Annotated in this window: 21 protein-coding genes; 9 read left to right on the forward strand and 12 right to left on the reverse strand. The window is 67.1% G+C overall.

The window, feature by feature from the left end:
* Nucleotides 1–2: 2 nt before the first annotated feature.
* Together BLW05_RS02840 and BLW05_RS02845 are read right to left on the reverse strand one after the other, a co-directional pair.
* Entirely contained in the window at nucleotides 3–1,505 is a 1,503-nt protein-coding gene (locus tag BLW05_RS02840) for a sigma-54 dependent transcriptional regulator (RefSeq protein ID WP_093159386.1), read from the reverse strand.
* Between the two features lie 16 nt (nucleotides 1,506–1,521).
* Nucleotides 1,522–2,889: a SlyX family protein gene (locus BLW05_RS02845; protein ID WP_256329987.1), complete on the reverse strand. Its 1,368-nt coding sequence runs from the start codon at nucleotides 2,887–2,889 to the stop codon at nucleotides 1,522–1,524.
* Between the two features lie 633 nt (nucleotides 2,890–3,522).
* Between BLW05_RS02845 and BLW05_RS02850 the strand changes: the two genes are divergently transcribed.
* From BLW05_RS02850 to BLW05_RS02865, 4 genes are all read left to right on the forward strand, one after another.
* Complete coding sequence (locus BLW05_RS02850; protein ID WP_093159388.1) at nucleotides 3,523–4,998, forward strand: hypothetical protein; 1,476 nt, start codon at nucleotides 3,523–3,525, stop codon at nucleotides 4,996–4,998.
* 96 nt (nucleotides 4,999–5,094) lie between these two features.
* Entirely contained in the window at nucleotides 5,095–5,466 is a 372-nt protein-coding gene (locus BLW05_RS02855; RefSeq protein WP_093159391.1) for a hypothetical protein, read from the forward strand.
* Nucleotides 5,467–5,476: 10 nt separating this feature from the next.
* Entirely contained in the window at nucleotides 5,477–6,169 is a 693-nt protein-coding gene (locus BLW05_RS02860; protein WP_093159393.1) for a C39 family peptidase, read from the forward strand.
* Nucleotides 6,169–6,711 carry a hypothetical protein gene (locus tag BLW05_RS02865; protein WP_093159396.1) on the forward strand — a complete coding sequence of 181 codons (543 nt, stop codon included), beginning with the start codon at nucleotides 6,169–6,171 and terminating at the stop codon, nucleotides 6,709–6,711. The genes BLW05_RS02860 and BLW05_RS02865 overlap by 1 nt, the downstream gene beginning before the upstream one ends.
* Before the next feature lie 129 nt (nucleotides 6,712–6,840).
* Here the strand turns inward: BLW05_RS02865 and BLW05_RS02870 are convergent, their stop codons facing one another.
* On the reverse strand, nucleotides 6,841–7,572 hold the full coding sequence (locus BLW05_RS02870; protein WP_093159399.1) for an HAD family hydrolase: 732 nt from the start codon (nucleotides 7,570–7,572) through the stop codon (nucleotides 6,841–6,843).
* Between the two features lie 15 nt (nucleotides 7,573–7,587).
* Between BLW05_RS02870 and hemH the strand changes: the two genes are divergently transcribed.
* A complete protein-coding gene (hemH, locus tag BLW05_RS02875) occupies nucleotides 7,588–8,631 on the forward strand; it encodes a ferrochelatase (RefSeq protein WP_093159402.1) in 1,044 nt (347 codons plus the stop codon).
* Here hemH and BLW05_RS02880 read toward each other — a convergent pair.
* The 9 genes from BLW05_RS02880 to BLW05_RS02920 all read right to left on the reverse strand — a co-directional run bounded on the left by BLW05_RS02880 (nucleotide 8,625) and on the right by BLW05_RS02920 (nucleotide 18,182).
* Entirely contained in the window at nucleotides 8,625–9,131 is a 507-nt protein-coding gene (locus tag BLW05_RS02880) for a DUF1993 domain-containing protein (protein ID WP_093159404.1), read from the reverse strand. The genes hemH and BLW05_RS02880 overlap by 7 nt on opposite strands.
* Nucleotides 9,132–9,180: 49 nt before the next feature.
* The gene (locus BLW05_RS02885) at nucleotides 9,181–10,056 is read right to left on the reverse strand and encodes an alpha/beta fold hydrolase (protein WP_093159407.1); all 876 of its coding nucleotides are present in this window, start codon (nucleotides 10,054–10,056) and stop codon (nucleotides 9,181–9,183) included.
* A 17-nt stretch (nucleotides 10,057–10,073) separates the two neighbouring features.
* Complete coding sequence (locus tag BLW05_RS02890; RefSeq protein ID WP_093159409.1) at nucleotides 10,074–11,126, reverse strand: branched-chain amino acid ABC transporter permease; 1,053 nt, start codon at nucleotides 11,124–11,126, stop codon at nucleotides 10,074–10,076.
* Nucleotides 11,127–11,137: 11 nt separating this feature from the next.
* Nucleotides 11,138–12,118: a branched-chain amino acid ABC transporter permease gene (locus BLW05_RS02895; protein WP_093159412.1), complete on the reverse strand. Its 981-nt coding sequence runs from the start codon at nucleotides 12,116–12,118 to the stop codon at nucleotides 11,138–11,140.
* Nucleotides 12,115–12,843: an ABC transporter ATP-binding protein gene (locus BLW05_RS02900; RefSeq protein ID WP_093159413.1), complete on the reverse strand. Its 729-nt coding sequence runs from the start codon at nucleotides 12,841–12,843 to the stop codon at nucleotides 12,115–12,117. The genes BLW05_RS02895 and BLW05_RS02900 overlap by 4 nt, the downstream gene beginning before the upstream one ends.
* A complete protein-coding gene (locus BLW05_RS02905) occupies nucleotides 12,840–13,604 on the reverse strand; it encodes an ABC transporter ATP-binding protein (protein WP_093159416.1) in 765 nt (254 codons plus the stop codon). Before BLW05_RS02905 ends, BLW05_RS02900 begins: the two co-directional genes overlap by 4 nt.
* 42 nt (nucleotides 13,605–13,646) lie before the next feature.
* Nucleotides 13,647–15,119 (reverse strand): extracellular catalytic domain type 2 short-chain-length polyhydroxyalkanoate depolymerase, encoded by a 1,473-nt coding sequence (locus BLW05_RS02910; protein WP_371126908.1) that lies wholly within the window; start codon nucleotides 15,117–15,119, stop codon nucleotides 13,647–13,649.
* Nucleotides 15,120–15,305: 186 nt separating this feature from the next.
* Nucleotides 15,306–16,502, reverse strand: a complete 1,197-nt coding sequence (locus BLW05_RS02915) for a substrate-binding domain-containing protein (RefSeq protein ID WP_093159418.1) — start codon at nucleotides 16,500–16,502, stop codon at nucleotides 15,306–15,308.
* Nucleotides 16,503–16,652: 150 nt separating this feature from the next.
* Nucleotides 16,653–18,182: a sigma-54 interaction domain-containing protein gene (locus BLW05_RS02920; protein ID WP_177142535.1), complete on the reverse strand. Its 1,530-nt coding sequence runs from the start codon at nucleotides 18,180–18,182 to the stop codon at nucleotides 16,653–16,655.
* A 210-nt stretch (nucleotides 18,183–18,392) separates the two neighbouring features.
* On the opposite strand from BLW05_RS02920, the gene BLW05_RS02925 reads away from it, so the two are divergent.
* The 4 genes from BLW05_RS02925 to BLW05_RS02940 are packed head-to-tail and all read left to right on the forward strand — an operon-like array spanning nucleotide 18,393 to nucleotide 24,593.
* Complete coding sequence (locus BLW05_RS02925; RefSeq protein ID WP_093159423.1) at nucleotides 18,393–19,889, forward strand: efflux transporter outer membrane subunit; 1,497 nt, start codon at nucleotides 18,393–18,395, stop codon at nucleotides 19,887–19,889.
* A 5-nt stretch (nucleotides 19,890–19,894) separates the two neighbouring features.
* Nucleotides 19,895–21,043 carry an efflux RND transporter periplasmic adaptor subunit gene (locus BLW05_RS02930; RefSeq protein WP_093159426.1) on the forward strand — a complete coding sequence of 383 codons (1,149 nt, stop codon included), beginning with the start codon at nucleotides 19,895–19,897 and terminating at the stop codon, nucleotides 21,041–21,043.
* Nucleotides 21,040–24,171 (forward strand): efflux RND transporter permease subunit, encoded by a 3,132-nt coding sequence (locus BLW05_RS02935; RefSeq protein ID WP_093159428.1) that lies wholly within the window; start codon nucleotides 21,040–21,042, stop codon nucleotides 24,169–24,171. Before BLW05_RS02930 ends, BLW05_RS02935 begins: the two co-directional genes overlap by 4 nt.
* A complete protein-coding gene (locus tag BLW05_RS02940; protein ID WP_093159431.1) occupies nucleotides 24,168–24,593 on the forward strand; it encodes a hypothetical protein in 426 nt (141 codons plus the stop codon). Before BLW05_RS02935 ends, BLW05_RS02940 begins: the two co-directional genes overlap by 4 nt.
* The last annotated feature ends 1 nt before the right edge of the window (nucleotide 24,594 follow it).

Raw genomic sequence — 24,594 nt, forward strand, 5'->3', positions numbered from 1 at the left:
CCTCAGGCCCGCCCGGAGGGCTTTCCCGCGCCACTCCAGTCGGCGTGAAAGCCGGGCACCGGCGTACCCAGCATCGTCTCCAGCGGATTGCTCACCGGTGCGGCGGGCGCGGTGCGCAGGTTCGGCTGCGGCGTTGGCCACGGCTGCGTCACATGCGGCCTGACCTCGGAATCCAGCGCGATGCTGTGCTTGTCCATCAACCGATAGAGCGTCATGCGCGACACGCCGAGTTCGCGCGCGGCATGCGTGATGTTGCGGCCGACGCGGGTCAGGGTCAGCACGATCGCGTCGCGCTCGGCGACGGTTCGCGCGGCGTCGAGTCCCATGCCCACCGGGTTGTCCGCGGGCGCGAGGCCGAGGTCGTTCGGCCCGATCAGGCGCCGGTCGGTCATCACCACCGCGCGCTGCACCCGGTTGAAGAGCTCACGCACATTGCCCGGCCACGCATGCGCGAGCATGGCCGCGACGGCCTGCCGGCTGAAGCCCTTGACGCGCGCCCGACTCTTCGCGGCGCAGCGCTGGAAGAAGTACTCGGCAAGGATCGGGACGTCCTCCATGCGCCGCCGCAGAGGCGCGACTTCGATGGACAGCACATTCAGGCGGTAGAAAAGGTCGTCGCGAAACTGCCCGACCGCCACCGCCTCCGCCAGGTCCACATGCGATGCCGCGACGACCCGCACGTCGACATTCAGGTTGCGCACCGCGCCCACGCGGCTGATGGTCTTTTCCTGCAGGAAACGAAGCAGGTTGGTCTGCAGTTCCACCGGGAGATCGCCGATCTCGTCGAGGAAGATGGTTCCGCCGTTGGCCGCCTCGATGAGCCCGCGCCGTTCCGACGAGGCGCCAGTGAACGCGCCGCGCTCGTGCCCGAAGAGCTCCGACTGGATCAGGTTCGGCGAGATCGCGCCGCAGTTCACCGCGACAAACGGCCCCGCCGAGCGCTGCGAGCATTGGTGGATCGCCCGCGCCGCAAGCTCCTTGCCGCTGCCGCTTTCCCCGCCGATGAGCACTGGCGCATCGGTGGCGGCCACCTTGCGTATCTGCTGGCGCAGCCGCGTGATCGCAGGCCCCTGCCCCACCATGCCAAGCGCATCGACCGCATGGCGATGCGCCGCGTCGTGGCGCAATCGCAGCAGCGCGCGCTGATCCGCGTGCTGCAGCGTCATCTCGAGCTCGCCGAGGTCGATCGGCATCACCTGGTGGTCGAAGAAGCAGCCGAGCACCAGTTCGCGGAAACCGGGGTGCTCCAGCGCCTCTGTCTCGCAGAGGGTCACCCATTCGGAACCCGGCGACGCATTGACGCAGGCTTCGACGGCGGCTTCCGGCACGCTCAGCGACGTGCCGACGATCAGCACGCCCACCTTGAAATGCCGATGCGCCTGGATGCGGCCCGCGGCGACGAGGTCGCTCGCCTGCGTCACGTCCCAACCCCTGGCGATCAGGGGCTCGAGGACCTGGGTCGCGTCACCGCCCAGCGTCACGCAAAGAATGCTTCCCGGCTGCATGCCGTTACGCCCCCACTCAGAAGGACAACGGGAATCGGACTGTCAGTTGGAGGTCGGGTGTGTCGCGCGTCAGGCCAGCGCCCACGCTCACGTTCAACACGGACTTGGCGCTGTACCGATACGAGTAACCCAGCAGCAACGATGCGAGTTGGGTACGCACCGAGCCAATCACTGTCTGGCCGTTCTGCTTCGTCGGCGCGACGGTATACAGCTCCATGCCCAGGCTGAACGACGAACGCTCGTTGAGCGCCAGGCCCATGCCGAAATTCAGGCCCCATACATCGCCAGCCTTGATGTCGCCGAGGAATTCCTTCTGCCCGTTCAGCACCGTGCGGCTGACATCGTTGCGCTGGAAGTTGTAGGTGTAGCTCAGGCCGCCGAAGAACACGGCGGGATCGGACGGCAGCAGGAAGGTCAGGCTCGGCTGCAGCGAATAGAAACCCGAGCCCGTCGGCAGCTCGAGCGGCAGACCGGTTCCGGTGGTGTTGCCGATGCACCGCGTCACGCAGTCGACCGGCACTTCAAATGGGTCCGTGCCGTTGCGCGCCTTGAAGCGCAACCCGCCGACCACGTAAGGCTTGTTGTTGTCCCGACCGTCGGCAATCTGGTAGCGGATGGCGGCTTCGATGTCGCCCATGCCGTTGCCGTGCGTATTGAAGACGTTGTCGGTTGCAGAGCCGGTGAAGATCTCGCGGCTGATGGTCGAGTCGGAGCGCGCGACATACGGCAGCTTCAGCTCCAGCTCCATGCGGTTCGTCGCACCCCAGCGGCCCGTCAGCGCGCCGATGAAGGTGTTGCGCTTGAACTCGCGCACGTCGATGAGGCCGATCAGGATCGCCGGGATCACCGTGTAGCCGACGAGCGCGACGCGATTGTTCGATGAGTAGCCGTACTGCAGGGAGGGTTCCAGCACGAAGTGGCCCTGCGGCGTCAGGATGCTGGGCTCGTCGAAGAGCTGGGCCACCGGCGGTGCCTGTACTTCCTCGCTCGGCGCGACACCCACGCGCACGGCACGCGTCGAAGTGTCGGCGGCATCGGCGGCGGCACCGGCCGGTGCGGGCCTTTCCTCGGCGATCTTCGAGCCCGGCGCAGGCATCGGAACGGGTCTTGCGGGCGCGGCCGACTTGGCTTCCTGCGATGACAGGCGTTCCTGCAGTTCGCGATAGCGACCTTCCTGTTCGGTGGCCTGGCGGCGCAGCGCCTCGATTTGCTGGCCCTGCTCGGTTACCTGCTTCTGGAGGGCCTCCACGCGCCTGTTGGGGTTGGTCGCGGTGGTCGCACTGGTCGGGTTCCGCGCGGCCGCGGGTTTGGGCTTGGAGGCGCTTGAGGTCGAGGCGGCACCCTGGTCACTTTGCGACTGAGCAATGGCATCGGACCATGCCATCGAGGAACAGGCAAGTAACAAGAGCGCCCCGTATGAGCGGTAAGTCTCCATCGATGTCCCTCACTTCCTGCTTCTTGCGCCGGACATGCGCCCAGCATTCTGCATGCCAGCGTAAGCGGAATGCTCGAACTGCGCAAAGCCAGAAGTTGCAAACAAAAGTAAGCGCCCGATCGTCTCCCGGATGCTGTCTCAGGGATGTGGCACTTTCGTTGCGAATCCGCCCGGCGAACGCGGCAGTTCACGAGTCAGACACGGTGTCGTTGCCTCGGCGCGAGGTTCGGCGAACAGGGTTGGATCGATTGCCCCCCGCGTACCACATTTGAGACACAACGCGAATCCACACGCGTTGCAGCTCAAGTCAATGCGCGCGCTGGTGTTGCGAGTGAAAGCACTGCGAATCCAACGCTGATCGCTGTCAATCAGATGTGACAGTCAGCGTTGAAAAAGCACCCATCCAAGCGCGCCGCGAGCCCCTGTTGCTTTGTCGCGATTCCGTCATCTTCGACTCGCTCCCAATGAGGAAAGGTCCGCGAGAAACAAGCCGTAATTTGCTGGCATTGAAGTTGCACTGCGCCCTTGGATTTGCGGCGACGCACGTCAATCCACGCTTGTTCAACTTTTACTGGAGGGTTCATGAAAAAGACACTATTGGCCACGGCCATAGCGCTTGCCTACGGGTTCTGCGGTCTGGCTCTTGCGAATGACACCGATCAGATCACTGGGCAGAGAACGTCGGCGGGCAACAACACGAGTACGGATACGAGTACCAGTACGAGCACCAGTTCGCGCAGCAGTACACGTACCAGTACGAGCACTCGCACGGACAGCCACAACGACACGGGTGAAGCCAACGCCGATGCTGCACGCTCCGCCGCGCTGAACAACGGCTCGAGCAACAACAACTTCACGAACGCGTTCTCCAACACGAAGGTCTCCGCCATCAGCAAGCTCGAGGGCTCGGTTTCGCACAACAGGATCTACGGCATCGGCAATAGCGTGGCCAACACCGGCTCGGCCAATGGCGGCACGGGTCTGGGCGGACACGGCGGCACTGGCCAGGGCGGCGAAGCCAGTGGCTCGGGCACCGGCGGCAATGGTGCCGTGGGCAACGGTGCGGTGGGTGCGGCGGGCGGAAGCGCCTCCAATGGCGCGATCTCGCGCGGCAACACGACGAATGGCAGTTCGGGAGATGCCGGCAACGGCGGAAGCGGCAGGGGCGGCGGCGCCAATGGCTCAAGCGACAGCGGAACGGCGGCATCGCTCGGCGGTAGCGGCGGTCGCGGCGGCTCCAGCGGCGACAGCGGCCGCGGCGGAAACAGCGGCAGCCTGGCAGCTGCCGGTGGCGGCGACAGCGGCCGCGGCGGAAGCAGCAGCAGCCTCGGAGCCGGCTTGGGCGGCAGGAGCGGCGGCGGCGGTGGCGGCGGCAGCTCCGGCGGGACGGCCGGTGGCGACGGCGGCAACGGCGGCAACGGCGGCCTGAGCGGTGCCGGCGGTGCGGGCGGCGCAGGTGGCGCAGCAGGTGCGAGCGGCACGGCTGGCGCAGGCGGCGCGAGCGGCGCAGGCGGCGCGGGCACCGGCACTGGCACGGCAGGTGCGGGCGGTGCGAGCGGCGCAGGCGGTGCGGGCACCGGAACCAGCACGGCTGGTGCGGGCGGCGCGAGCGGCGCAACGGGCGCTGGCGGAGCGGGCGGTGCAGGCGGTGGCGGCGGTGCGGCAACCAGCGCGTCCGGCGGAACCCGCACGGGCGGGGCAGGCACGGGCGGCGCAGGCGGCTCGAGCACCAATGGCAGCGCAACTGCAGGCAGCGACAGCAACGGCAACAACACGGCCGGCTCAGGTGGAAATGGTGGCAGCGGCACGGGCGGCGCAGGCGGCTCGGGCAGCGGCGGAACCAACACGGCAGCTGGCGGCACCGGCGGCACCGGCAACGGTGGCACGGGTGGCGCAGGCGGCACGGTGTCCCTCAATGCTGGCACGTTCAACATGTCCAACACGATGGGCAACGCCGCTCAATCGGCCGCTGGCGTGGTGATCATGAACCAGAACAGCGGCTTGTCGTCGCTGGTTCAACAGGCTGTGACCGTCCAGGCCAACCTGACCGTTCACTGATCGATAGCGAAGCCCGATGCGTGCCGCATGGCCTGACCTGCTCAGGCTGCGCGGCGCACATCGGCTCGCCGTCACGGCAGGCCAAGGGGAGACGCTATGAAATTCACCACTCTTCCGGGGACCGTGAGCATGGCCCTGGGGATGCTGCTGCCGTTGGCAGCTGCGGCGCAGAGCGCCCTGCCAGGCAGCGATACGACAGCGAAGACCGAAGAGACCGTGGCCTTCGTCGCCACGCCGGTCGATTCGGCGAAGCTGGCAGGCTATCGAGGCGGAGCCGAGGTGGTCCGCAACGACATGACCCTGAACGGCACGACGGCCGGCAATTCGGCCCGCAATGTCGACACAGGGGACAACACCATCAGTTCGGGCTCGTTCGCCAACATGAGCGGGCTGCCGGTCGTGATCCAGAACTCTGGCGCGAACGTACTGATCCAGAACGCAGTGATCGTCCACGTGCAGATGAACTGAGGAGACGGACATGCGCGGCATGCTGATCTCCCTCGCACTGCTGGCCGTGGCCACCGCGGCGCCCGCCCAGGAAGAAAAGGAGCGGGCCTATATGCCATCCATGGGTATGGGCGACTTCAACATACCCGTGACGAGCCTGAAGAAGCAACGCCAGGCACGCACGCTCATCCAGAAGTACGACTTCAGCTGCGGCTCGGCTGCGCTCGCGACGCTGCTCACGCACCACTTCAACTATCCGGTCAGCGAGCAGCAGGTATTCACCTGGATGTACGAGAACGGCGATCAGGCCAAGATCCACCAGGAAGGCTTCTCGCTGCTGGACATGAAGCGCTACCTGAAGACGCTGGGCTTCGAGGCCGACGGTTTCGAGCTGCCGCTCGAAAAACTCACGCAGGCGCGCGTGCCGGCCATCGTGCTGATCAACGCCAACGGGTATCACCACTTCGTGGTCGTGAAGGGTGTGCAGCCAGGGCGCGTGCTCCTGGGCGATCCGGCGCAGGGCACGCGAGCGATCTCACGCAAGGAGTTCGACGAGATATGGCAGAACGGCCTGCTCTTCGTGATCCACAACCGGATGGACATCGCGCGCTTCAACGTCGCCGCCGACTGGCGCGTTGCGCCGCACGCGCCGCTCGGTCAGGGCATTTCCCGCGAGGGCATGGACATGCTCGCGCTGCCCAAGCTGGGGCCGGGAGACTTCTGATGGCCGTTCGCCGCTTCCCCCTCGTCCATCTCGTCATCGGGCTCTATGCGCTGATGGTGGGAAGCGTGCTGTCGCCCGCGCGTGCGGACGACCCGGAATCCGAGCAGCCGCAAAGAACGGAAGAGATCTGGATCGCTGCGAGCAACCACGACCTCGACGGAATGCGGGGCGGTTTCGACCCCGCCGGCACCGGGCTGATGGTGAGCTTCGGCATCACGCGCGCCGTCTACATCAACGGCGACCTCGTGACGCAGACGACGCTCGACTTCGGCCGCATTTCCGACCTGACACCTGTGCAGGTGGCGCAACTCGACAAGCAGCTCGCGAGCCTGAACCTGGTCCAGAACGGGCCCGGCAACACCTTCCAGGCGCAGAGCGGCGTTTCGAACGTCGGCACGGTCATCCAGAACTCGCTGAACAACCAGACCATCGTCAACCAGACGATCATCAACGCGTCGAGCAATTCGGCAGGGATGGTGAGGAACCTCAACATCCTCTCGACACTGAACGACAGCGTCGCGGCCGCGATCGGATCACGATAGCTCACCCCCAGCCTCGCCCACTTCGCGTGGCTCTGCACCCCCTTCCAGGGGGCAATCCCAGTGGCCCGGCGGAGCCGGTTCCACGGGATTCCTGGTCTGGGCTGCGGGGGTTCTCCGTCGGCGTCGGAGTCAGGCGCCGCCGGCTTGGAGCGCCACGCACAGCGCGTGCAGATTGGGCACGACGAGTTGCGGGCGTGCGTCGTGTTCCCATGGGCGCTCGTCACGCACCAGCCATGCGGCCTGCATGCCGGCGCCGAGCGCGCCGACTACGTCGAGCGCGGCATCGTCGCCGACGTGGAGCACGTCCTTGGGCAGCAAGCCGACTGACGCTGCTGCCGCGCGGAAGATCGGCGCATGCGGCTTGCCGCTGCCGAATTCACGCGCGTTGAACGCGGAGCGAAACCAACGCCCGACACCGGTCCGGTGCACGTCGGCATTGCCGTTGGAAACCGCGACCAGCGGGTAGCGCTCGCTGAGCCACTTGAGCGCCGGGAGCGCGTCGTCGTAGAGCTCCACCCGCTGGCGCTCCGCGAAGAAGATGTCGAAGGCCGGCTCCGCGAGCGCCGGGTCTTCGCCAGAGCGCTTCAATGCGGCGCGGATGGACTCGCGGCGCAGCGCACTCAGGTCATGGGCAAGGTCGGAACGCTCCTTGGCAGTCGCCTCGCGCAGCTCGCGCAGCACGCCGGGCGTGACCAGAAGGTTGGCGGTCCTCGGCGCCTCGCGCATCAGCCATGCATGCAGCACGCGCTCGGCGCGCTCGATGGTGGGCCAGATCGGCCAGAGGGTGTCGTCGAGATCGAGCGAGATCGCGGCGATGCGCTTCACGTCGAGTGTCAGGGAATCGGGGGTCGCGGGGAGCATGGCCGAGAATATCGCATGCCTTTTCGACAAGAACCGCCCGCCGCCGACATGACCCCAGGGCGCACCGCCGTGCTCTGGTGCAACCTTGGCTCGCCCGACGAACCGACGGCGAAGGCCGTCCGGCCCTATCTCGCGGAATTCCTCGGCGATCCGCGCGTGGTCGAGATTCCGAAGGCCGCCTGGATACCGATCCTGCATGGCATCATCCTGCGCACCCGGCCTGCGAAATCGGCCGCGAAGTACGCCAGCATCTGGATGCCCGAAGGTTCGCCGCTCAAGGTGTGGACGCAGAAGCAGGCCACCCTGCTGCGCGGCTGGCTCGGCGAGCGCGGCCATCGCCTGACGGTGCGCGAGGCGATGCGCTACGGCCAGCCGTCCATCGCAAGCCGGCTCGACGAACTCAAGGCCGAAGGCGTCACCCGCGTGCTGGTGCTGCAGGCCTATCCGCAGTACTCCGCCACCACGACGGCCAGCGTCATCGACGAGGTGAACGCGTGGAGCGCACGCGTGCGGCGCGTGCCCGAGTTCCGCTTCGTCAACGACTACCACGACGATGCGGGCTACATCGACGCGCTCGTGCACAGCGTGATGCGCCACTGGCAGCACAACGGCCGGCCGGACCAGCTCGTGATGAGCTTCCACGGCATTCCGGCTCGCAACATCCGGCTGGGCGATCCGTATCACGCGCAATGCGTGGTCACCGCGCGCCTTTTGGCCGAACGCCTGCAGCTCACGCCCGACGAATACCGCGTCACCTTCCAGTCGCGCTTCGGCCGCGCGAAGTGGCTCGAGCCCTACACCGAGCCAACGCTGCGCGAACTGGGCGCCAAGGGCGTGAAGCGTGTCGACGTGATGTGCCCGGGCTTCCCCGCCGACTGCCTCGAGACGCTGGAGGAAATCGCGATGGAAGGCCGCGAGGCCTTCCTTCAGGCGGGCGGCAAGGAGTTCAACTACATCCCCTGCCTGAACGACAGCCATGCGTGGATCACCGCGCTCGCGGGCATCGCCGAGCGCCACCTCGCCGGCTGGCCGACCGACTCGCGGGCCCGGGCTCAGTAGCGCCCGAGGTAGTCGAGTTTGCCGATCGGCACGCCGCTGTGCCGCAGGATGTCGTAGGCGGTGGTGAGGTGGAAGAAGAAGTTCGGGATCGCGAACTGGAGCAGATAGCGCTGGGCCGTGAACTTCAGCTCGTTGCCTCGGACCTTCATGACCACCTCGCGATCCTCGTGGCCGTCGATCAAAGACCGATCCACGGTGTCGAGATAGTCGATGGTCTTCGCGACGCGCGCCTGCAGCTCCGCATAGGTTGCCTCGTCGTCCGGAAAGCTCGGTCCCGTGACGCCGGCGATGCGCGCCACGCCGAACTTGGAGGCATCGCTCGCGCTCTGGATCTGCCCCGCGAGGGTGAACATGTCCGGCGCGAGGCGCGCATTGAAAAGCTGCGAAGGATCGATGCCCGAGGCCTGCGCATGCGCCAGGCCCTTGTCCAGGATGTGGGTAAGCTGGCCCAGTCCGCGGGTGAACACCGGGACCGAGACGTCGTAGAGCGAAACCGCCATGAGATGACTCCGTGTTGTTCTGGCCGCGCGATTGTGCGGCCGCCGCAAATCACGCGCCGGCTCCGCGCACAAAGGCCTCGATCGGGTCCAGGTGCGCCGGCACGTTCAACGCCGGGGCGTGGCCGCAGCCGGGCACTTCGACGATCTGCAGGCGCCGCTTGTCGCCGGGGCCGCGGCGGCGCATTTCATCCAGCGTCTCGCGCAAGACGAGGTCGGAGTCCACGCCGCGAAGGCACAGCACCGGCGCTTCGATCGCGTCGTAGTGCGACCACAGCACGTAGTCCTCGGGATGCGAGATGAACTGCCGCACCATCATCGGGTCGTAGTGCGGCGTCACGCGGCCGTCGGGCAGGCGCCGGGTGGAGGTTTCGGTCAGCCGCCGCCACTGTGCATCGCTCAGCCAGCCGTAGGGCTTGTATACGGTGCGGAAGAAGGCTTCGAGCTCCACCACCGTGTCGAAGGCCGGCGGCTGGCCTGCGTAGGCGCGGATGCGCCCCACCGCCTCCGCCGCGAGCTGCGGCGCGTTGTCGTTCAGCACCAGGCTCGCGATGCGCGGCTTCATCGCCGGCTCGACCAGCCCGCCCGCGCAGACCATGCCGATCGCGCCGCCCATCGAGGTGCCGACCCAATGCACGCGCGTGAGCTTCAATTCGTCGCACAGCGCCAAGGCGAGCCGGGCATAGAACGAGAGCTTGTACTCGTCATCGGGCGCCCTGCTCCACTGGCTCAGGCCGCGACCGATCGTGTCCGGGCAGATCACGCGGAACCCGCGGTCCGCGAAATGCGCCGCCAACTCGTCCATGTCGCGGCAGGTGCGTGCAAGGCCGTGCCATGCGATGACGACGGGATCCCCCGCACGGCCCCAATCCATCCAGTGGATCTCGTACCCGGCGAGTTGCGCGTAGTTCGAAGTCGGTGTGTTCATTTCTATCGCCTCCGTATTCATTTGCGCAACCGGCCGACGATGCCGGTGGGGAAGTAGTAGACCGACAGCACGAAGAGGACCCCGAGCCACAGCAGCCAGCGGTCCGGCGACAGCAGCGACGACAGCCCCGGCACCCCGCTCGCGGCTTCGCTGCCGATGCGCAGCAGGTCCTGCAGGTAGCTCTGCGCGACCACGAAGATCACGCTGCCGACCACCGCGCCGTACATCGTGCCCATGCCGCCGATGACCACGATCAGCAGCACGTCGATCATGATTTCGAAGCTCAGCGAAGTGTCCGGCCCGTTGTAGCGCAGCCAGATCGCGAGCATGGCGCCGGCGAGCGTCGCAAAGAGTGCCGAGAGCACCGATGCGATCGTGCGATACACCACCACGCGGTAGCCGATCGCCTCGGCGCGGAACTCGTTCTCGCGAATCGCCTGCAGCACACGGCCGAACGGCGAGTTCACGATGCGCAGCAAGGCGAGCACCAGCACCACCGCAAGCACGAACAGCATGTAGTAGCAGAGCAGCCGGCCATCGAGCGACACGCCGAGGAAGGGCTCCTCCGCGAACTCGAAGCTCGGCGAGATCAGCTCGGGCAGCTTGAAAGTCAGGCCATCCTCGCCGCCGGTGAAGTCCGACAACTGCGACGCCAGCGTCTGGAAGGCCGAGGCCACCGCGAGCGTGATCATCGCGAAGAAGATCGCGCGCACCCGCAGCGAGAACAGGCCAATGGCCAACGACAGCACCAGCGAGATCGCCAGCGCCAAGCCGAGCCCGAGCAGCAAGGCGCCCCAGCCCGATCCGAGGCGCGTCGCCGAGATCGCGATGCCGTAGGCGCCGATGCCGAAGAACATCGTCTGCGCGAAGCTGACGATCCCGGTATAGCCGAGCAGCAGATCGAAGCTCGCGACCAGCACGATGAACACCAGCACCTTGGCCGCGACGCTGAGCGCCTTGACGCCTGGGAAGATGAACGGCGCGAACGCGAGTCCCAGCACCACGGCGAGCAGCAGCACCGCCAGCATGCGGTTGCGCGGCATATCGTTGGAAAGAAGACGGGAAATCATGGGTCGTCCTTTCAACGGTTCGCGACGGGGTAGACGCCCTGGGGCCGCCACAGCAGCACGGCGACCATCAGGAAGATGCTCGCGAACTGCGTGAGCGTCGGCATCAGGAAGCCGGTGTAGTTGTTCATCAGGCCCACGAGCAGCGCGCCGATCAGCGCCCCGGTCGTCGACCCGAGGCCGCCGATGATGATCACGATGAAGATCAGCACGTTGACCTGCGCGCCCATCTGCGGGATCAGGTTCTGCTGGAACAGGCCCCACATCACGCCGCCGAGACCGGCCAGCGCGCTGCCCACCACGAACACGCCGACGAAGAGCCGGCCGATGCGGTAGCCGAGCGACTCGACCATCTCGCGGTCCTGCACGCCGGCGCGGATCAGGAGGCCGATCTTGGTCCGGCCCAGCGTCCAGGCGAGCAGGCCGAAGACGAAAGCGCCGACGATCACCGCGAGGATGCGGTACTTGCTGATCGCCGCATCGCCGATGAACAGCGAGCCGCGCAGCGCGTCGGGCAGCGGCAGCGGGACCTGGCCGGGACCCCAGATCACCTTGATCAGTTCCTCGCCGATGATCATGCCGCCCATCGTGATGAGGATCTGCTTCAGGTGCTGGCCATAGACCGGCCGCACGATGAAACGCTCGAACGCCAGGCCGACCGCGCCCGCAACCAGCATCGCCACCAGCATGGCCGGGAAGACGGCGACCAGGTTGCGCCACAGCGCCTGCGAGCCGGTCCAGTCGCTCATGCCGCCGAGCACGGTGCTCGCGACGAACGCGCCGAGCGCGATGAACACGCCGTGGCCGAAGTTCAGCACGTCCATCAGCCCGAAGACCAGCGTGAGGCCGGAGGCGATGATGAAGATGATCATCCCCATCGCGAGTCCCGCGACCGTGAGCGTGAGCCAGGTCGAGACAGAGCCCGTGAGCGGCAATGCGATCAGCGCAAGCACCGGCACGAGCGCCAATGGTTTCCAGTCGAAGTCTTTGTTCATAGTGCCAGCCCCAGCAGGGATTGCTGCAAGGCTTCGTCCGCCGAGAACGCGGCCATGCTGCCGCTGTGCACCACGACGCCGTTGTCCATCACGGCGACCGTGTCGCCCAGCCTTTGTGCGAAGTTGATGTTCTGTTCGACGAGCAGGATCGTCACGCCGCTCTTCTTGAGCTCGCTGAACGCGTCGATCATGTTGTTGATGATTGCGGGCGCGAGGCCCTTGCTGGGTTCGTCGACGATCAGCAGCTCGCGTGGCTCGACGATCGCGCGCGACACCGCGAGCATCTGCTTCTGCCCACCCGAGAGCTTGCCCGCGGGATGGTTCCAGAATTTCTCGACCGCCGGGAAGAGCTTGAAGATCCACTTGAGCCGCGAGTCGTCCATCTGGTCCGCGTTCTTCGCCGCACGCGCGGCCAGCAGCATGTTTTCCTTCACGGTGAGGTCCGAGAAGATGCCCATGTTCTCGGGCACGTAGGCGATGCCGAGTTCGGCGATCTGGGGCGTGCGCATCGCGGTGATGTCGGTGCTGCCGAAGCGCACGCTGCCCTGCGACGCATGCCACAGGCCCATGATGGTCCGCAGCGTGGTCGTCTTGCCGGCGCCGTTGCGGCCGAGCAGCATGGTGAGCTGGCCCTTCGGCACCGCGAGGTTGACGCCGTGGAGGATGTGATACGCCCCGATGTGCGTGTGCACGCCGCTCAGTTCCAACAGGTTCGTGGTGGTCATGCGGCCTCCTTCGCGACACCGAGATAGGCCTCTTGAACCACCGGCGAGGCGATCACCTCGGCCGGTTCGCCATCGGCCACGAGCTGGCCGTTGTGCAGCACGATGATGCGGTCCGCGAGTTCGCGCACCACATCCATCTTGTGCTCGACCAGCAGGATGGTTTTCGTCTTGTCCTTCTTGAGCGCGCGGATCAGGTCGAGGATCACCGGCGCTTCGGCGGCGTTCATGCCGGCGGTCGGCTCGTCGAACATGAACACCTTCGGTTCGAGCGCCATCAGCAGCGCGACTTCCAGCTTGCGCTGGTCGCCGTGCGGCAGGCTCGCCACGGTCGCGTGCTCCTTGGCCTTGAGCGCCACATCCGAGAGGATCCGTTCGGCGCGCTCGGTCAGCGCACGGTGGTCGCTCCAGATGCTCCAGAGGTTGAGGCCGCGCCGGTGCGCGCCTTCGCGCGTCGCCTGCACCGCGAGCCGCACGTTCTCCAGCACGGTGAGGTTGGGAAACAGGTTGGTGAGCTGGAACGCGCGCCCCAGCCCCGCCCGCGTGCGCGCCGAGGCCGGCAGGCCCGACAGCAATTGCCCGTCGAGCATCACCGTCCCCTCGGTCGCCTTGAGCTGGCCCGAGATGAGATTGAAGTAGGTGGTCTTGCCGGCGCCGTTGGGGCCGACGATGGCAGTCAACGTGCCGGGCGCGAAAGCGCAGCTGACAGCATTGACCGCCACGTGGCCGCCGAAGCGGATGGTCAGGTTTCGGGTCTCAAGCATCGATCGAAGGTTGAAGCCGCCTCGCGGCGGCGCGGGTTGGAATCAGCAGGTGCCAATCACGTAGTAGTTGGTTCCGGTCTGTTTCAGGGTCGTGGTGACGAAGGTGTTCCACAGGCCCATGTTCTGGTTGGAACCGTTGGCATAGGTATAGCCGCCGGTCTGCGTGGCGCGACCCGCGGTGGTGTGGGCGTAATTGCTCGCGGTGTAGCAGACCGGCGTGGTCCCACCGCCGCTGGCGGCGAGCGTGGTGCCGGTGGCTGCCGTCGACATCGCACCCTCGACGTTGCTCGTGTCGACCGCGGTCACGCTCCAGCTGTAGGTGGTCGATGCGGCGAGCCCGGTATCGGTGTAGCTGGTGGCCGAGACCGCCGACGCATTCACCTTGCTGCCTCCACGATAGACGTTGTAGCTCGCAGCGCCCGAGACGGCGTTCCATCCGATGACCATGCTGCTGCTGGTCGCGCCGGAGGTGCCGACACCGGTCGGTGCGGCGAGCGTCGATCCGCCCCCACCGCCGCCGGTCGAGCCGCTGGTCACGCGGTCGACCATGGCCTTGATCGCGGCCATCTGCGGGCCGGACTTCTTCGCGTAGTTCGCGTTGTCGTAGCCCCACCAGTCGAAGCAGCTGTTGGTCGCCGCGGTGCTGGTCTGCGGGTAGATCAGGATGATGTTGTTGGTGTCGGCCCAGCGGTTGTAGCCCGTGTTGCGAACGTACTTGTCGCCGATGTCGGTGTAGTTCTGCTTGCAGCCGTGCAGCACCACATGCACGCGGCACGACGTGCTGCTGCAGCTTTGCGGCACATAGATCCACCCGGTCGAGGCCATGCCGTGGCCGCTCACGAAATCGGTCTGGTTGAACTCGGTGAAAGTGCCCGAGAGCGTGCCGTTGTTGCGCGCGTTCAGCGTGCCATAGAGGTACTGGAGGATGTCGCCTGCCAGGTCGAAGCCGCAGTTGTTGATGTACGGCGAGGCCGTCGTGCTGCAGCTGCTGCCGTAGTCATCGGTGATCATCGCGTGACCGGAGCCGATGGTGTTCTTGTAGAAGGTGTTGGCCGTCGGAACGAAGCTCTGGTAGTAGGTCTTGAGGTCGTTCATCACGGCCTGCACCACCGTGTTGTCCGAGGTGCCGGAGTAGAGATAGACCTTCGAGTTCGCGAGGTTCGACACCGGGTCGATGGTGCCGCTCGACGCCCAGCTGTTGGTGGTGCTCACCAGCGACGACACCGGGATGCTGCTGCTGTGCGACATGCAGCGGCCGGTCGCGTTGACGATCGATCCCTCGGCGCAGTAGTACGGCCCGCCCGCGACGACACCCGCCCCGCGCTTGAAGGTCGCCGAATAGGCGACGTGCAGCTGCGCTGCCATGAACCCGCCCGCGGATAGCCCAGACACGCTGACCTCCGCGGAATTGGCCCCGAGCGCAGGCAACGGCACCGCGGCCGTGGCAGCGTGCGTCGCCAGCGCAGCGAAAGCCGCGACCATGCTCGTCTTCATCATCATCCAGTTGCGCTTCATCGTTGTCTCCTGTTGGTTTTTTCGAGGTGCACTGAACCGTCCCCCTCTTGCGAGGGGACAGATGGGGAAAGCGTTGCTGGCTACGCGAGTGAAGCCAGGAACCCCGCGGAACCGGCTTTGCCGGGCCGCCGGGGTTGCCCCCTGAAAGGGGGTGTCAGAGCGACACGCAGTGCGCGAGGCTGGGGGTCAGCGTTTATTCCTGATGGGGATATCCATCTCTTCGGGCTTGATCTCGTGCACGAGCTCAGGCACGCCCCACGCAAAGGCCGGATCCACCTTGATCTTGAAGTGGTACATGCTCTGCATCGCCTGGTGGTCTTCCTTGCGGAAGGTCATCTTGCCCTTCGGCGTGTCGAAGCTCATGCCCTCCATCGTCGAGATCAGCTTGTTGGTGCTGGTGTCGCCGCCCGTCTTCTTCAGCGCCGTCACCAGCGCCATCGCGGCGGAGAAGCCGCCGGCGGTGAAGAAGTCCGGCGGCGTCTTGAATTCCTTGTAGTGCGCCGCGACCATCGCCTCGTTCACCGGGTTCTTCGGGATGCCGAAGTAGTAGTAGGCCGCGCCTTCCATGCCCGGCAGCGCCTTGTAGGCCGCCATTGCCGGCAGGATGTTGCCGCCGGTCGCGATCTCGATGTTGTAGCGCTTGAGGTCGAGGTCGACGATCTTGAACGGGTTGCCCGCGCCGGCCCACACGATCCAGATGATCTTGCGGCCCGGCTGGTCCTTGAGCTTGTCGATCAGGCGCTGGGCGCCGGCGGTGAAGTCGGTCGTCGCGGCCGGCAGGTATTCCTCATGAACCAGCTTGGCCTTCTTGAGCGCGTCCTTGAACGCCTTCACGCCGTCGCGGCCGAAGGCGTTGTCCTGCGCCAGCGTGGCGACGGTGACGCCGGCCTTGTCGACCGCCACGGCGTTGGAGATCGCGTCCTGCGAGCTGTTGCGGCCAGTGCGGAAGATGTACTTATTCCACTTGTCGCCGGTGATCGAATCGGCCACGGCCGGCTCGACCAGCAGGATCTTCTTGTATTCCTCAGCCACCGGCAGCATCGCGAGCGCCACGCCCGACGACGTCGGGCCGACCGCGATCGCCGCCTTGTCGTCCGCATAGGCCGCCGCCAGCAGCGACTTGCCGAGGTCCGGCTTGCCCTGATCGTCCTTCTCGATGACCACGAGCTTCTTGCCGTTGACCATCATGGTCCCGCCCGTGGCGTAGTCCAGGCCCATCATCAGGCCGGTCTGCGTCTGCTTGCCGTAGGCTTCGAGCGGCCCGGTCTTGCTGTAGATGTGGGCGATGCGGATCTCGTTGGACCGCGCCCAGGCCGGTGCGGTGAAAGCGGTGACTCCGGCGGTGGCCATGGCGGCCAGAGCGACGAGGTGGCGACGGTGCATTCTTTGTCTCCTGATGATGATGGCTGAATATTGCACACATCGTGCCAAGCGCCATCACCTTGGAAACAAAGGACTTTCCCGCGCTTCGCTCTCGAAACGGACGGAATCAAGACAAATCGATTGTCTTTAATTCAGACAATTGCCTGCTTTTTATTCAGGGTTTTCCAGACGTTCATAGAGCGTCGCGCGCGAGATTCCGAGCAGCCGCGAGGTCGCGAGCTTGTTGCCGCCAGTCTCTGCCATCGCAGCGGCGATGGCCTTGCGCTCCAGTTCGGCGACCTGCTGCGCGAGCGGTCGCAGCAACAGGGCGCGCTCCTCCGCTTCGGTGGCGGGCTCGGCCTGCACGCGGGTCGGCGGCGCGATGTTCTCCTGTCCGGCTTCGCGCAGGATGCGTTCGAGCTGGGGCGCATCGATGCGCTGTGAATCGCTGCGCATGGTCACCTGCTCCAGCACATTGCGCAGCTCGCGGATGTTGCCGCGCCAGTGCTGCGCGGCCAGCAGCGCCAGCGCTTCGGGCGTCAGTTCGGGCGGCGCCTCGCCGCTGCGCAGCGCCATGTCTTCGCCCAGCGCCTCCACCAGCGCGGGGATGTCGCCGCGGCGTTCGCGCAATGGCGGCACCCGCACCGGCAGCACGTTGAGGCGGTAGTACAGGTCTTCGCGGAAGCGTCCTTCTCGCACCAGCGCCGCCAGATCGCGCGAGGTCGCCGCGATCACGCGGGCATCGAACGGAACCAGCTTGTTCGACCCCAGCGGCTCGATCTCGCCTTCCTGCAACGCCCGTAGCAGCTTGGCCTGCAGGCCCAGCGGCATGTCGCCGATTTCGTCGAGGAACAGCGTGCCGCCATCGGCCAGCTTGAACTTGCCCTCGCGCGCCTTGCGGTCCGCGCCGGTGAACGCGCCGGGCGCGACGCCGAAGAATTCGGCTTCGAGCAGCGTGTCCGGCACCGCAGCGATGTTCACGCTCACGAAGAGCCCTTGCGCTCGCGTCGATGCCGCGTGGATCGCATGGGCCAGCAGTTCCTTGCCCGTGCCGGTCTCGCCCAGCAGCAGCACCGGGCTCGACGACTGCGCCGCGCGCCGCGCGTGGCGTTTGACCTCGACCGCGGCCGGACTGCTGCCGATGAAGCTCGCGAAGGTGTACTTGGACCGCCGCTGCCCGTCCGCCGACTGCTGGTAGAGCGGATTGGCGCGCTGGCTCGCCAGCTCGCGCCGCGCATCGTCGAGGTCGCGCTGGAGCAGCGCGAACTTGCTGATCAGCGGCTGCAGCGTCGTCTCGGGATGGTCGAACAGCACGATGCCGATCGCGCCGATCACGTCGCCCATCGCGGCGCCCTCACCCTCCTCGCGCAAGGGAAGGCGGCTGACCACGAAAGTCCCGGCCTTGTTGGTCAGCAGATCGACCAGGATCGGCTCGCCGGTCTCGAGCACGCGGCGCATCTGCGTGTTGGGAATCACGTCCTCGACCATGTGGCCGAGGAACTGGTCGATCGACGAGAAGCCCAACGCCGGCAGGAAGCGCCGATAGCCCTCGTTCACCCACACGATGCGCCCGGTGCGATCGACCAGGAACATGCCCTGGCTGATGCTGGAGAACAGATGGAACATCGACCGCGCGGCCAGCGCGAGGATGCCGTCGGCGTCGAGCGGAAGTGCGGGTGGAGCGGCGGTGGCGGGGGGCATGGGCGGGATCGTAGCGTTCTCTGTGCGACGTCAGGACAGGCCCTCGCTCGACGCAAGAAAAATCCCCTGAAGACGCGATGCACACCGACACCGGCACCCTCATTCGCCTTGTTATGCTCCGCGGTTTCCACGGGCCTACCGGCCTCACGATGGCATTGCGGCGGCTGATCCAGCCGGCCGACGACGCCTTTTTTGCGGAACCCCAATCTCATGAGGAATTCCCGGCTTCCGGCGCTCCCGCTCGTTGCCTCCCTTTTGCTGCTTTCCGCCTGCGCCGTCCCGCGCCCACCGGAAAAGGCCGATGCACCCACGCCGCCAGCATGGAGCAACCCGCTCCCCGCGTCCACGGCCCCCCTGCCCCACGGCGGCTCGCTGCCCACGCTCGGGCAATGGTGGGAGCAGTTGCACGACCCGCTTCTGGTCGAACTGATCTTCGCCAGCGAAGCGGTGAGCCCCACGGTGGCGAGCGCCGGTGCGCGGATCGCCGAAGCACGGGCGACGCGTGTGTCGGCCGGCGCGGCGCTGATTCCGAATCTCAACGGCCAGTTGTCGGCCAGCCGCGGCAATTCGCCGACGTCCGGCTTCACCGGCACCACCAGCACCGAGGGGGTCAGCACCAGCCTGCCGATCCTCACGACCGGCCAGGCCGCGCTGCAATCGAGTTGGGAAATCGACCTGTTCGGCGGCCTTCGCGCGAACCGCGACGCCAGTCAGGCGCGACTTGCGGGTGCGGATGCGAAGTGGCATGACGCGCGGGTGTCGGTCGCGGCCGAAACCGCGAACACCTATCTGGGCGAGCGCGCCTGCCGCCGGCAACTCGCGGTGTCCACTTCCGATGCGCAATCGCGTGCCGAAACCGCGCGCCTCACCGACCTGTCGATGCGCGCGGGCTTTACCGCGCCGGCCGACGCGGCCCTCGCGCGCGCCAGCGCCGCCGAAGCGTCGGGGCGGCTCACGCAGCAGCGGGCGCAGTGCGCAGTGCTCGAGCAGGCGCTGGTGTCGCTCACGGGCATCGAGGCGCCGGTGCTCAAGGCCAAGCTCGAAGCGGCGCCGATCGATGTCGCGCTGCCGGCCGTTCAGGCGGTGCACAGCGTGCCGGCCGAAGCGCTCGCGCAACGGCCCGATGTGTACGCGGCCGAACTCGGCGTTGCGGCCGCCAGCGCCGATGCGGGCGCCGCGCTCGCGCAGCGATTTCCGAGGCTGACGCTGCAGGGCTCGATCGCCATGGTGCAGGTGCGCACAGGCGGGTTCCGCGAGACGTTCGACACCTGGACCATCGGCCCGCTCGCACTCAACCTGCCGATCTTCGACGGCGGCACGCTCGCGGCCAATGAAGCGGCGGCGAAGGTTCGCTACGACGAGGCGGTCTCCCAGTACCGCGCGAGCGTGCGGCAGGCGGTGCGCGAGGTCGAGGAGGCACTGATCAATCTGCGCAGCACCGATGATCGGGCCGAGGACGCCGAGACGGCGGTGCGCAACTACCAGGCGTCGTTCGACGCCACGCAGGCGCGCTTCAGCACCGGGCTCGCGAGCCTGTTCGACCTCGAGGACGCGCGGCGCACGCTGTTCGTCTCGCAGACGTCGCGCGTGTCGCTGCAGCGCGAGCGCGCCGAAGCCTGGGTGGCGCTCTACCGCGCCATGGGCGGCGGCTGGTCGCGGCCCGAATCGATCGCAACGACGGCCCCGACGGCCGCTCCGTCACCGTAAGAAGAATGAAGAAACGCTCTACTCTCATCCTCATCGCATTGGTTGTGCTGGTGCTCGCGGGCGCAGGGTTCTGGCTCGCGCGCGGCAAGTCGCCCCGCGGCGAGCATGCGAGGGCGGCGGCATCGACCGCCCGGCCCACGCTGACGGTCACCGTCGCCAAGCCGGAAACCAGCGAGCTCAATGTCACCCTTTCCGCCAACGGCAATGTCGCGGCGTGGCAGGAAGCCAGCATCGGCTCCGAGTCCACCGGCCTGCGTCTCGCCGAAGTGCGGGTGAACGTGGGCGATGCGGTCAAGAAGGGCCAGGTGCTCGCGGTGTTCTCCGGCGAATCGGTGGATGCCGACGTGGCGCAGGCCAAGGCCTCGCTGGCCGAGGCGCGCGCGACCGCCGCCGATGCGGCCGGCACCGCGGCGCGTGCGCGCACCTTGCAGGCAACCGGTGCGATGAGCCAGCAGCAGATCAACCAGTACACGACCGCCGAGCAGACCGCCAAGGCGCGCGTCGAGGCGGCGGAAGCGGTGCTCGCGGCGCAGCAGGTGCGCGGCCGAAATACCAAGGTGATGGCGCCGGACGACGGCGTGATCTCCTCCCGCACCGCCACCGTGGGCAGCGTGGTGTCGGCGGGCACGGAACTGTTCCGGCTGATTCGCCAGAGCCGTCTCGAATGGCGCGCGGAGATCACCTCGTCCGAACTCGGCCGCATCACGGTCGGCACGCCCGCGGTCGTGGTGAGCGCGACCGGCGCGACGGTCAACGGCAAGGTGCGCAGCGTGGCGCCCACGGTGGACCCGCAGACGCGCGCCGCACTGATCTACGTCGACATCCCCGACGTGCAGCAGAACACCGGCATCAAGGCCGGCATGTTCGCGCGCGGCGATTTCATGCTGGGGCGCAGCAGCGCGGTCACGGTGCCGCTCGCGTCGGTGGTGCCGCGCGATGGCTTCAATCACCTGCTGGTGATGCAGCCCGACAGCCGCGTCTCGATGCTGCGCATCGAGACCGGCCGGAGAGTTGGCGACCGCATCGAAATCACCAGCCCGCTGCCGCCCGACGCGCGCGTGGTCGTGCAGGGCGCGGGTTTCCTGAACGATGGCGACCTGGTGCGCGTCGTGGACGCGTTGCCCGGCAATCCGGCAAATGGAGCTGCAAAGTGAACGTCTCGGCTTGGTCGATCAGAAACCCGATCCCGGCGGTGATGCTGTTCGTGCTGCTCACCTTCGGCGGACTGCTGTCCTTCAACGCGATGAAGGTGCAGAACTTCCCCGACATCGACCTGCCGACGGTCACCGTCTCGGCAGCGCTGCCGGGCGCATCGCCGTCGCAGCTCGAGAACGACGTGGCGCGCAAGATCGAGAACTCGATCGCCACCGTGCAGGGTCTCAAGCACATCACGACCAAGGTGCAGGACGGCGCGGTCACGCTGATCGTCGAGTTCCGCCTCGAAAAGCCGGTGCAGGAAGCGGTCGACGACGTCCGATCCGCGGTGCAGCGCGTGCGCGCCGACCTGCCCGCGGACCTGCGCGATCCGGTCATCACCAAGCTCGACTTCGCGGCGCAGCCGGTGCTGGCGTTCACGATCTCGTCGTCGCGCATGGACGACCAGGAGCTCTCGTGGTTCGTCGACAACGACGTGACCCGCCGCCTGCTCGCGATCAGCGGCGTGGGCGCGGTCAATCGCGTGGGCGGCGTCACGCGGCAGGTGCATGTCGATCTCGACCCGGGCAAGCTGCAGGCGCTCGGTGCGACCACGGCCGACATCTCGCGCCAGCTGCGGCAGCAGCAGATCGAAAGCGCCGGCGGCCGCACCGACCTGGGCGGCAGCGAGCAGCCGGTGCGCACGCTCGCCACGGTGCGCTCGGCGGACGAGATCGCGGACATCCAGATTTCGCTCTCGGACGGCCGGCGCATCCGGCTCGACCAGGTGGCGCGCATCAGCGACACGATCGCCGAGCCGCGCGCCGCCGCCTTCCTCGACGGCAAGCCGGTGGTCGGCTTCGAGGTCGCACGCAGCCGCGGCGCGAGCGAGGTCGAAGTGGGCGATGCGGTGCAGAAGGTGCTCGCGCAGATGCGCGCCGAGCGCCCCGACATCCACCTCACCGAGGCCTTCAACTTCGTCGAGCCGGTGCGCGAGGAATACGAAGGCTCGCTGCACCTGCTGTACGAAGGCGCCATCCTTGCAGTGGTGGTGGTGTGGCTCTTCCTGCGCGACTGGCGCGCGACCTTCGTGTCGGCGGTCGCGCTGCCGATGTCGGTGATCCCGGCGTTCGTCGGCATGTTCCTGTTGGGCTTTTCCATCAACGTGGTCACGCTGCTCGCCCTGTCGCTGGTGGTCGGCATCCTGGTGGACGACGCGATCGTGGAGGTCGAGAACATCGTGCGCCACCTGCGCATGGGCAAGACGCCGTACCAGGCCGCGATGGAGGCGGCCGACGAGATCGGCCTTGCGGTGATCGCAACCACCTTCACGCTGATCGCGGTGTTCCTGCCAACCGCCTTCATGAGCGGCGTGGCCGGCAAGTTCTTCAAGCAGTTCGGCTGGACCGCCTCGCTCGCGGTGTTCGCCTCGCTGGTGGTGGCGCGGATGCTCACGCCGATGATGGCGGCCTACATCCTCAAACCGATCGTCACGGCCGAGAAGGAACCGCGCTGGCTATCGGCGTACATGCGCCTGGCCGAAGCCTCGATGCGCCACCGCTTCGCGACCATGGTGCTCGCCACCCTCTTCTTCTTCGGCTCGGTGGCGATGATTCCGCTGCTCAAGACCGGCTTCATCCCGCCGGACGACAACTCGCAGACGCAGGTCTACATCTCGCTCGCGCCCGGGGCGACGCTCGCGCAGACCACCGCGATGGCGGAGGAAACACGACGGCGCGTGATGGCGGTCGAGCATGTGCGCAGCGTCTACACCACCGTCGGCGGCGGCAGCGCAGGCGGGGACCCGTTCGCGAACTTCGGCACGCCCGAGACGCGCAAGTCGACCCTCACGATCCAGCTCGACCCGCGCGGCGACCGCCCGCGCAAGCAGGTGATCGAGAACAAGATCCGCGCTGCACTCGAAACGCTGCCCGGCGTGCGCAGCACGGTCGGTCTCGGCGGCTCGGGCGAGAAGTACATCCTCGCGCTCTCCGGCGACGACCCGAACGCACTGACCACGGCCGCGCGCGCAGTCGAGCGCGACCTGCGCACCATCCCTGGCCTCGGCAACATCACGTCGACCGCGAGCCTGATCCGCCCCGAAATCGCGGTGCGGCCCGACTTCGCGCGTGCCGCCGACCTCGGCGTGACCAGCACGGCAATCGCCGACACGCTGCGCGTCGCCACGCTCGGCGACTACGACCAGAACCTGCCCAAGCTCAATCTCGCGCAGCGCCAGGTACCGATCGTGGTCAAGCTGGAGGATTCGGCGCGGCAGGATCTCTCGCTGCTCGAACGCCTCGCGGTGCCCGGTGCGCGCGGGCCAGTGATGCTGGGCCAGGTCGCCACCCTGTCGATTGAAGGCGGCCCGGCGGTGATCGACCGGTACGACCGGTCGCGCAACGTCAACTTCGAGATCGAGTTGTCCGGCGTTGGCCTGGGCGACGCGAAGGATGCGGCGATGAAGCTGCCATCCATCCGCAGCCTGCCGCCCGGCGTGCGCGTGGCCGAGGTGGGCGATGCGGAAGTGATGACCGAACTGTTCAACAGCTTCGGCCTCGCGATGCTGACCGGCGTGCTGTGCATCTACATCGTGCTGGTGCTGCTGTTCAAGGACTTCCTGCATCCGATCACCATCCTGTGCGCGCTGCCGCTTGCGCTCGGCGGCGCGTTCGTCGGGCTGCTGGTCGGGCAGAAAGCGCTGTCGATGCCCTCGCTGATCGGCCTGATCATGCTGATGGGCATCGCGACGAAGAACTCGATCCTGCTGGTCGAATACGCGATCGTCGCGCGCCGCGACCACGGCATGAGCCGCTTCGATGCGCTGCGCGACGCCTGCCACAAGCGGGCACGGCCGATCATCATGACCACGCTCGCGATGGGCGCGGGCATGGCGCCGATCGCCTTCGGCTGGAGCTCGGCGGATTCGAGCTTCCGCTCGCCGATGGCGATGGCGGTGATCGGCGGACTCATCACATCCACCGTGCTGAGCCTGCTGGTGGTGCCGGCCGTGTTCACCTATGTCGACGACACCGAGCACTGGATTCGCAAGACAGTCAAGCGGATTCGTGGAGCGATGCCCCACGGCCACGCCCGTGACGCTGGCGATAGACTCCCGCCATCGTCGATCGACAGAGGTACACCGTGATCAACATCCTTCAGCGTGTGACGGTTTCCGGCGCCTTTCTGGGCATTTCGCTGGCTGCGCTTGCCCAGACGCCCGATCTGGCCGAGGCCCAGCGGCTCTACGACGAGCAGGTCGCGAAGTGCAACAACGGCTCGCTGCCCCGGCCGCAGCGCGATGCCTGCATCCGCGATGCCGGCGCGGCGCTGGACCGGGCGCGCGGCGGTGCGACGGGCAACGTCACCACGCGCTCGCGGGATCGGCGCTCCACCGTGGTCAAGCCGGAAGGCGCACCCGTGCCCGGTGGCACGAACACGGTCCGCTCGGGCGATCGCCGCTCGACCGTGGTGACACCCCAAGGCACGCCCGCGCCAGCCGGATCGACCACAGTCACCTCGCCGGACGGGCGTTCCACCGTGGTGGTCCCGGCCCAGCCGCAGCGCTGAA

Source organism: Variovorax sp. YR216, assembly GCF_900107745.1.
In the GTDB taxonomy this organism is placed as follows: Bacteria; Pseudomonadota; Gammaproteobacteria; order Burkholderiales; family Burkholderiaceae_C; genus Variovorax.

Bases quoted from the DNA above. Each gene is read 5' to 3' on its own strand.
- BLW05_RS02840 (WP_093159386.1), bottom strand. From the start codon at position 1,505: ATGCAGCCGGGAAGCATTCTTTGCGTGACGCTGGGCGGTGACGCGACC.
- BLW05_RS02845 (WP_256329987.1), bottom strand. From the start codon at position 2,889: ATGGCATGGTCCGATGCCATTGCTCAGTCGCAAAGTGACCAGGGTGCC.
- BLW05_RS02850 (WP_093159388.1), top strand. From the start codon at position 3,523: ATGAAAAAGACACTATTGGCCACGGCCATAGCGCTTGCCTACGGGTTC.
- BLW05_RS02855 (WP_093159391.1), top strand. From the start codon at position 5,095: ATGAAATTCACCACTCTTCCGGGGACCGTGAGCATGGCCCTGGGGATG.
- BLW05_RS02860 (WP_093159393.1), top strand. From the start codon at position 5,477: ATGCGCGGCATGCTGATCTCCCTCGCACTGCTGGCCGTGGCCACCGCG.
- BLW05_RS02865 (WP_093159396.1), top strand. From the start codon at position 6,169: ATGGCCGTTCGCCGCTTCCCCCTCGTCCATCTCGTCATCGGGCTCTAT.
- BLW05_RS02870 (WP_093159399.1), bottom strand. From the start codon at position 7,572: ATGCTCCCCGCGACCCCCGATTCCCTGACACTCGACGTGAAGCGCATC.
- hemH (WP_093159402.1), top strand. From the start codon at position 7,588: ATGCCTTTTCGACAAGAACCGCCCGCCGCCGACATGACCCCAGGGCGC.
- BLW05_RS02880 (WP_093159404.1), bottom strand. From the start codon at position 9,131: ATGGCGGTTTCGCTCTACGACGTCTCGGTCCCGGTGTTCACCCGCGGA.
- BLW05_RS02885 (WP_093159407.1), bottom strand. From the start codon at position 10,056: ATGAACACACCGACTTCGAACTACGCGCAACTCGCCGGGTACGAGATC.
- BLW05_RS02890 (WP_093159409.1), bottom strand. From the start codon at position 11,126: ATGATTTCCCGTCTTCTTTCCAACGATATGCCGCGCAACCGCATGCTG.
- BLW05_RS02895 (WP_093159412.1), bottom strand. From the start codon at position 12,118: ATGAACAAAGACTTCGACTGGAAACCATTGGCGCTCGTGCCGGTGCTT.
- BLW05_RS02900 (WP_093159413.1), bottom strand. From the start codon at position 12,843: ATGACCACCACGAACCTGTTGGAACTGAGCGGCGTGCACACGCACATC.
- BLW05_RS02905 (WP_093159416.1), bottom strand. From the start codon at position 13,604: ATGCTTGAGACCCGAAACCTGACCATCCGCTTCGGCGGCCACGTGGCG.
- BLW05_RS02910 (WP_371126908.1), bottom strand. From the start codon at position 15,119: ATGAAGCGCAACTGGATGATGATGAAGACGAGCATGGTCGCGGCTTTC.
- BLW05_RS02915 (WP_093159418.1), bottom strand. From the start codon at position 16,502: ATGCACCGTCGCCACCTCGTCGCTCTGGCCGCCATGGCCACCGCCGGA.
- BLW05_RS02920 (WP_177142535.1), bottom strand. From the start codon at position 18,182: ATGCCCCCCGCCACCGCCGCTCCACCCGCACTTCCGCTCGACGCCGAC.
- BLW05_RS02925 (WP_093159423.1), top strand. From the start codon at position 18,393: ATGAGGAATTCCCGGCTTCCGGCGCTCCCGCTCGTTGCCTCCCTTTTG.
- BLW05_RS02930 (WP_093159426.1), top strand. From the start codon at position 19,895: ATGAAGAAACGCTCTACTCTCATCCTCATCGCATTGGTTGTGCTGGTG.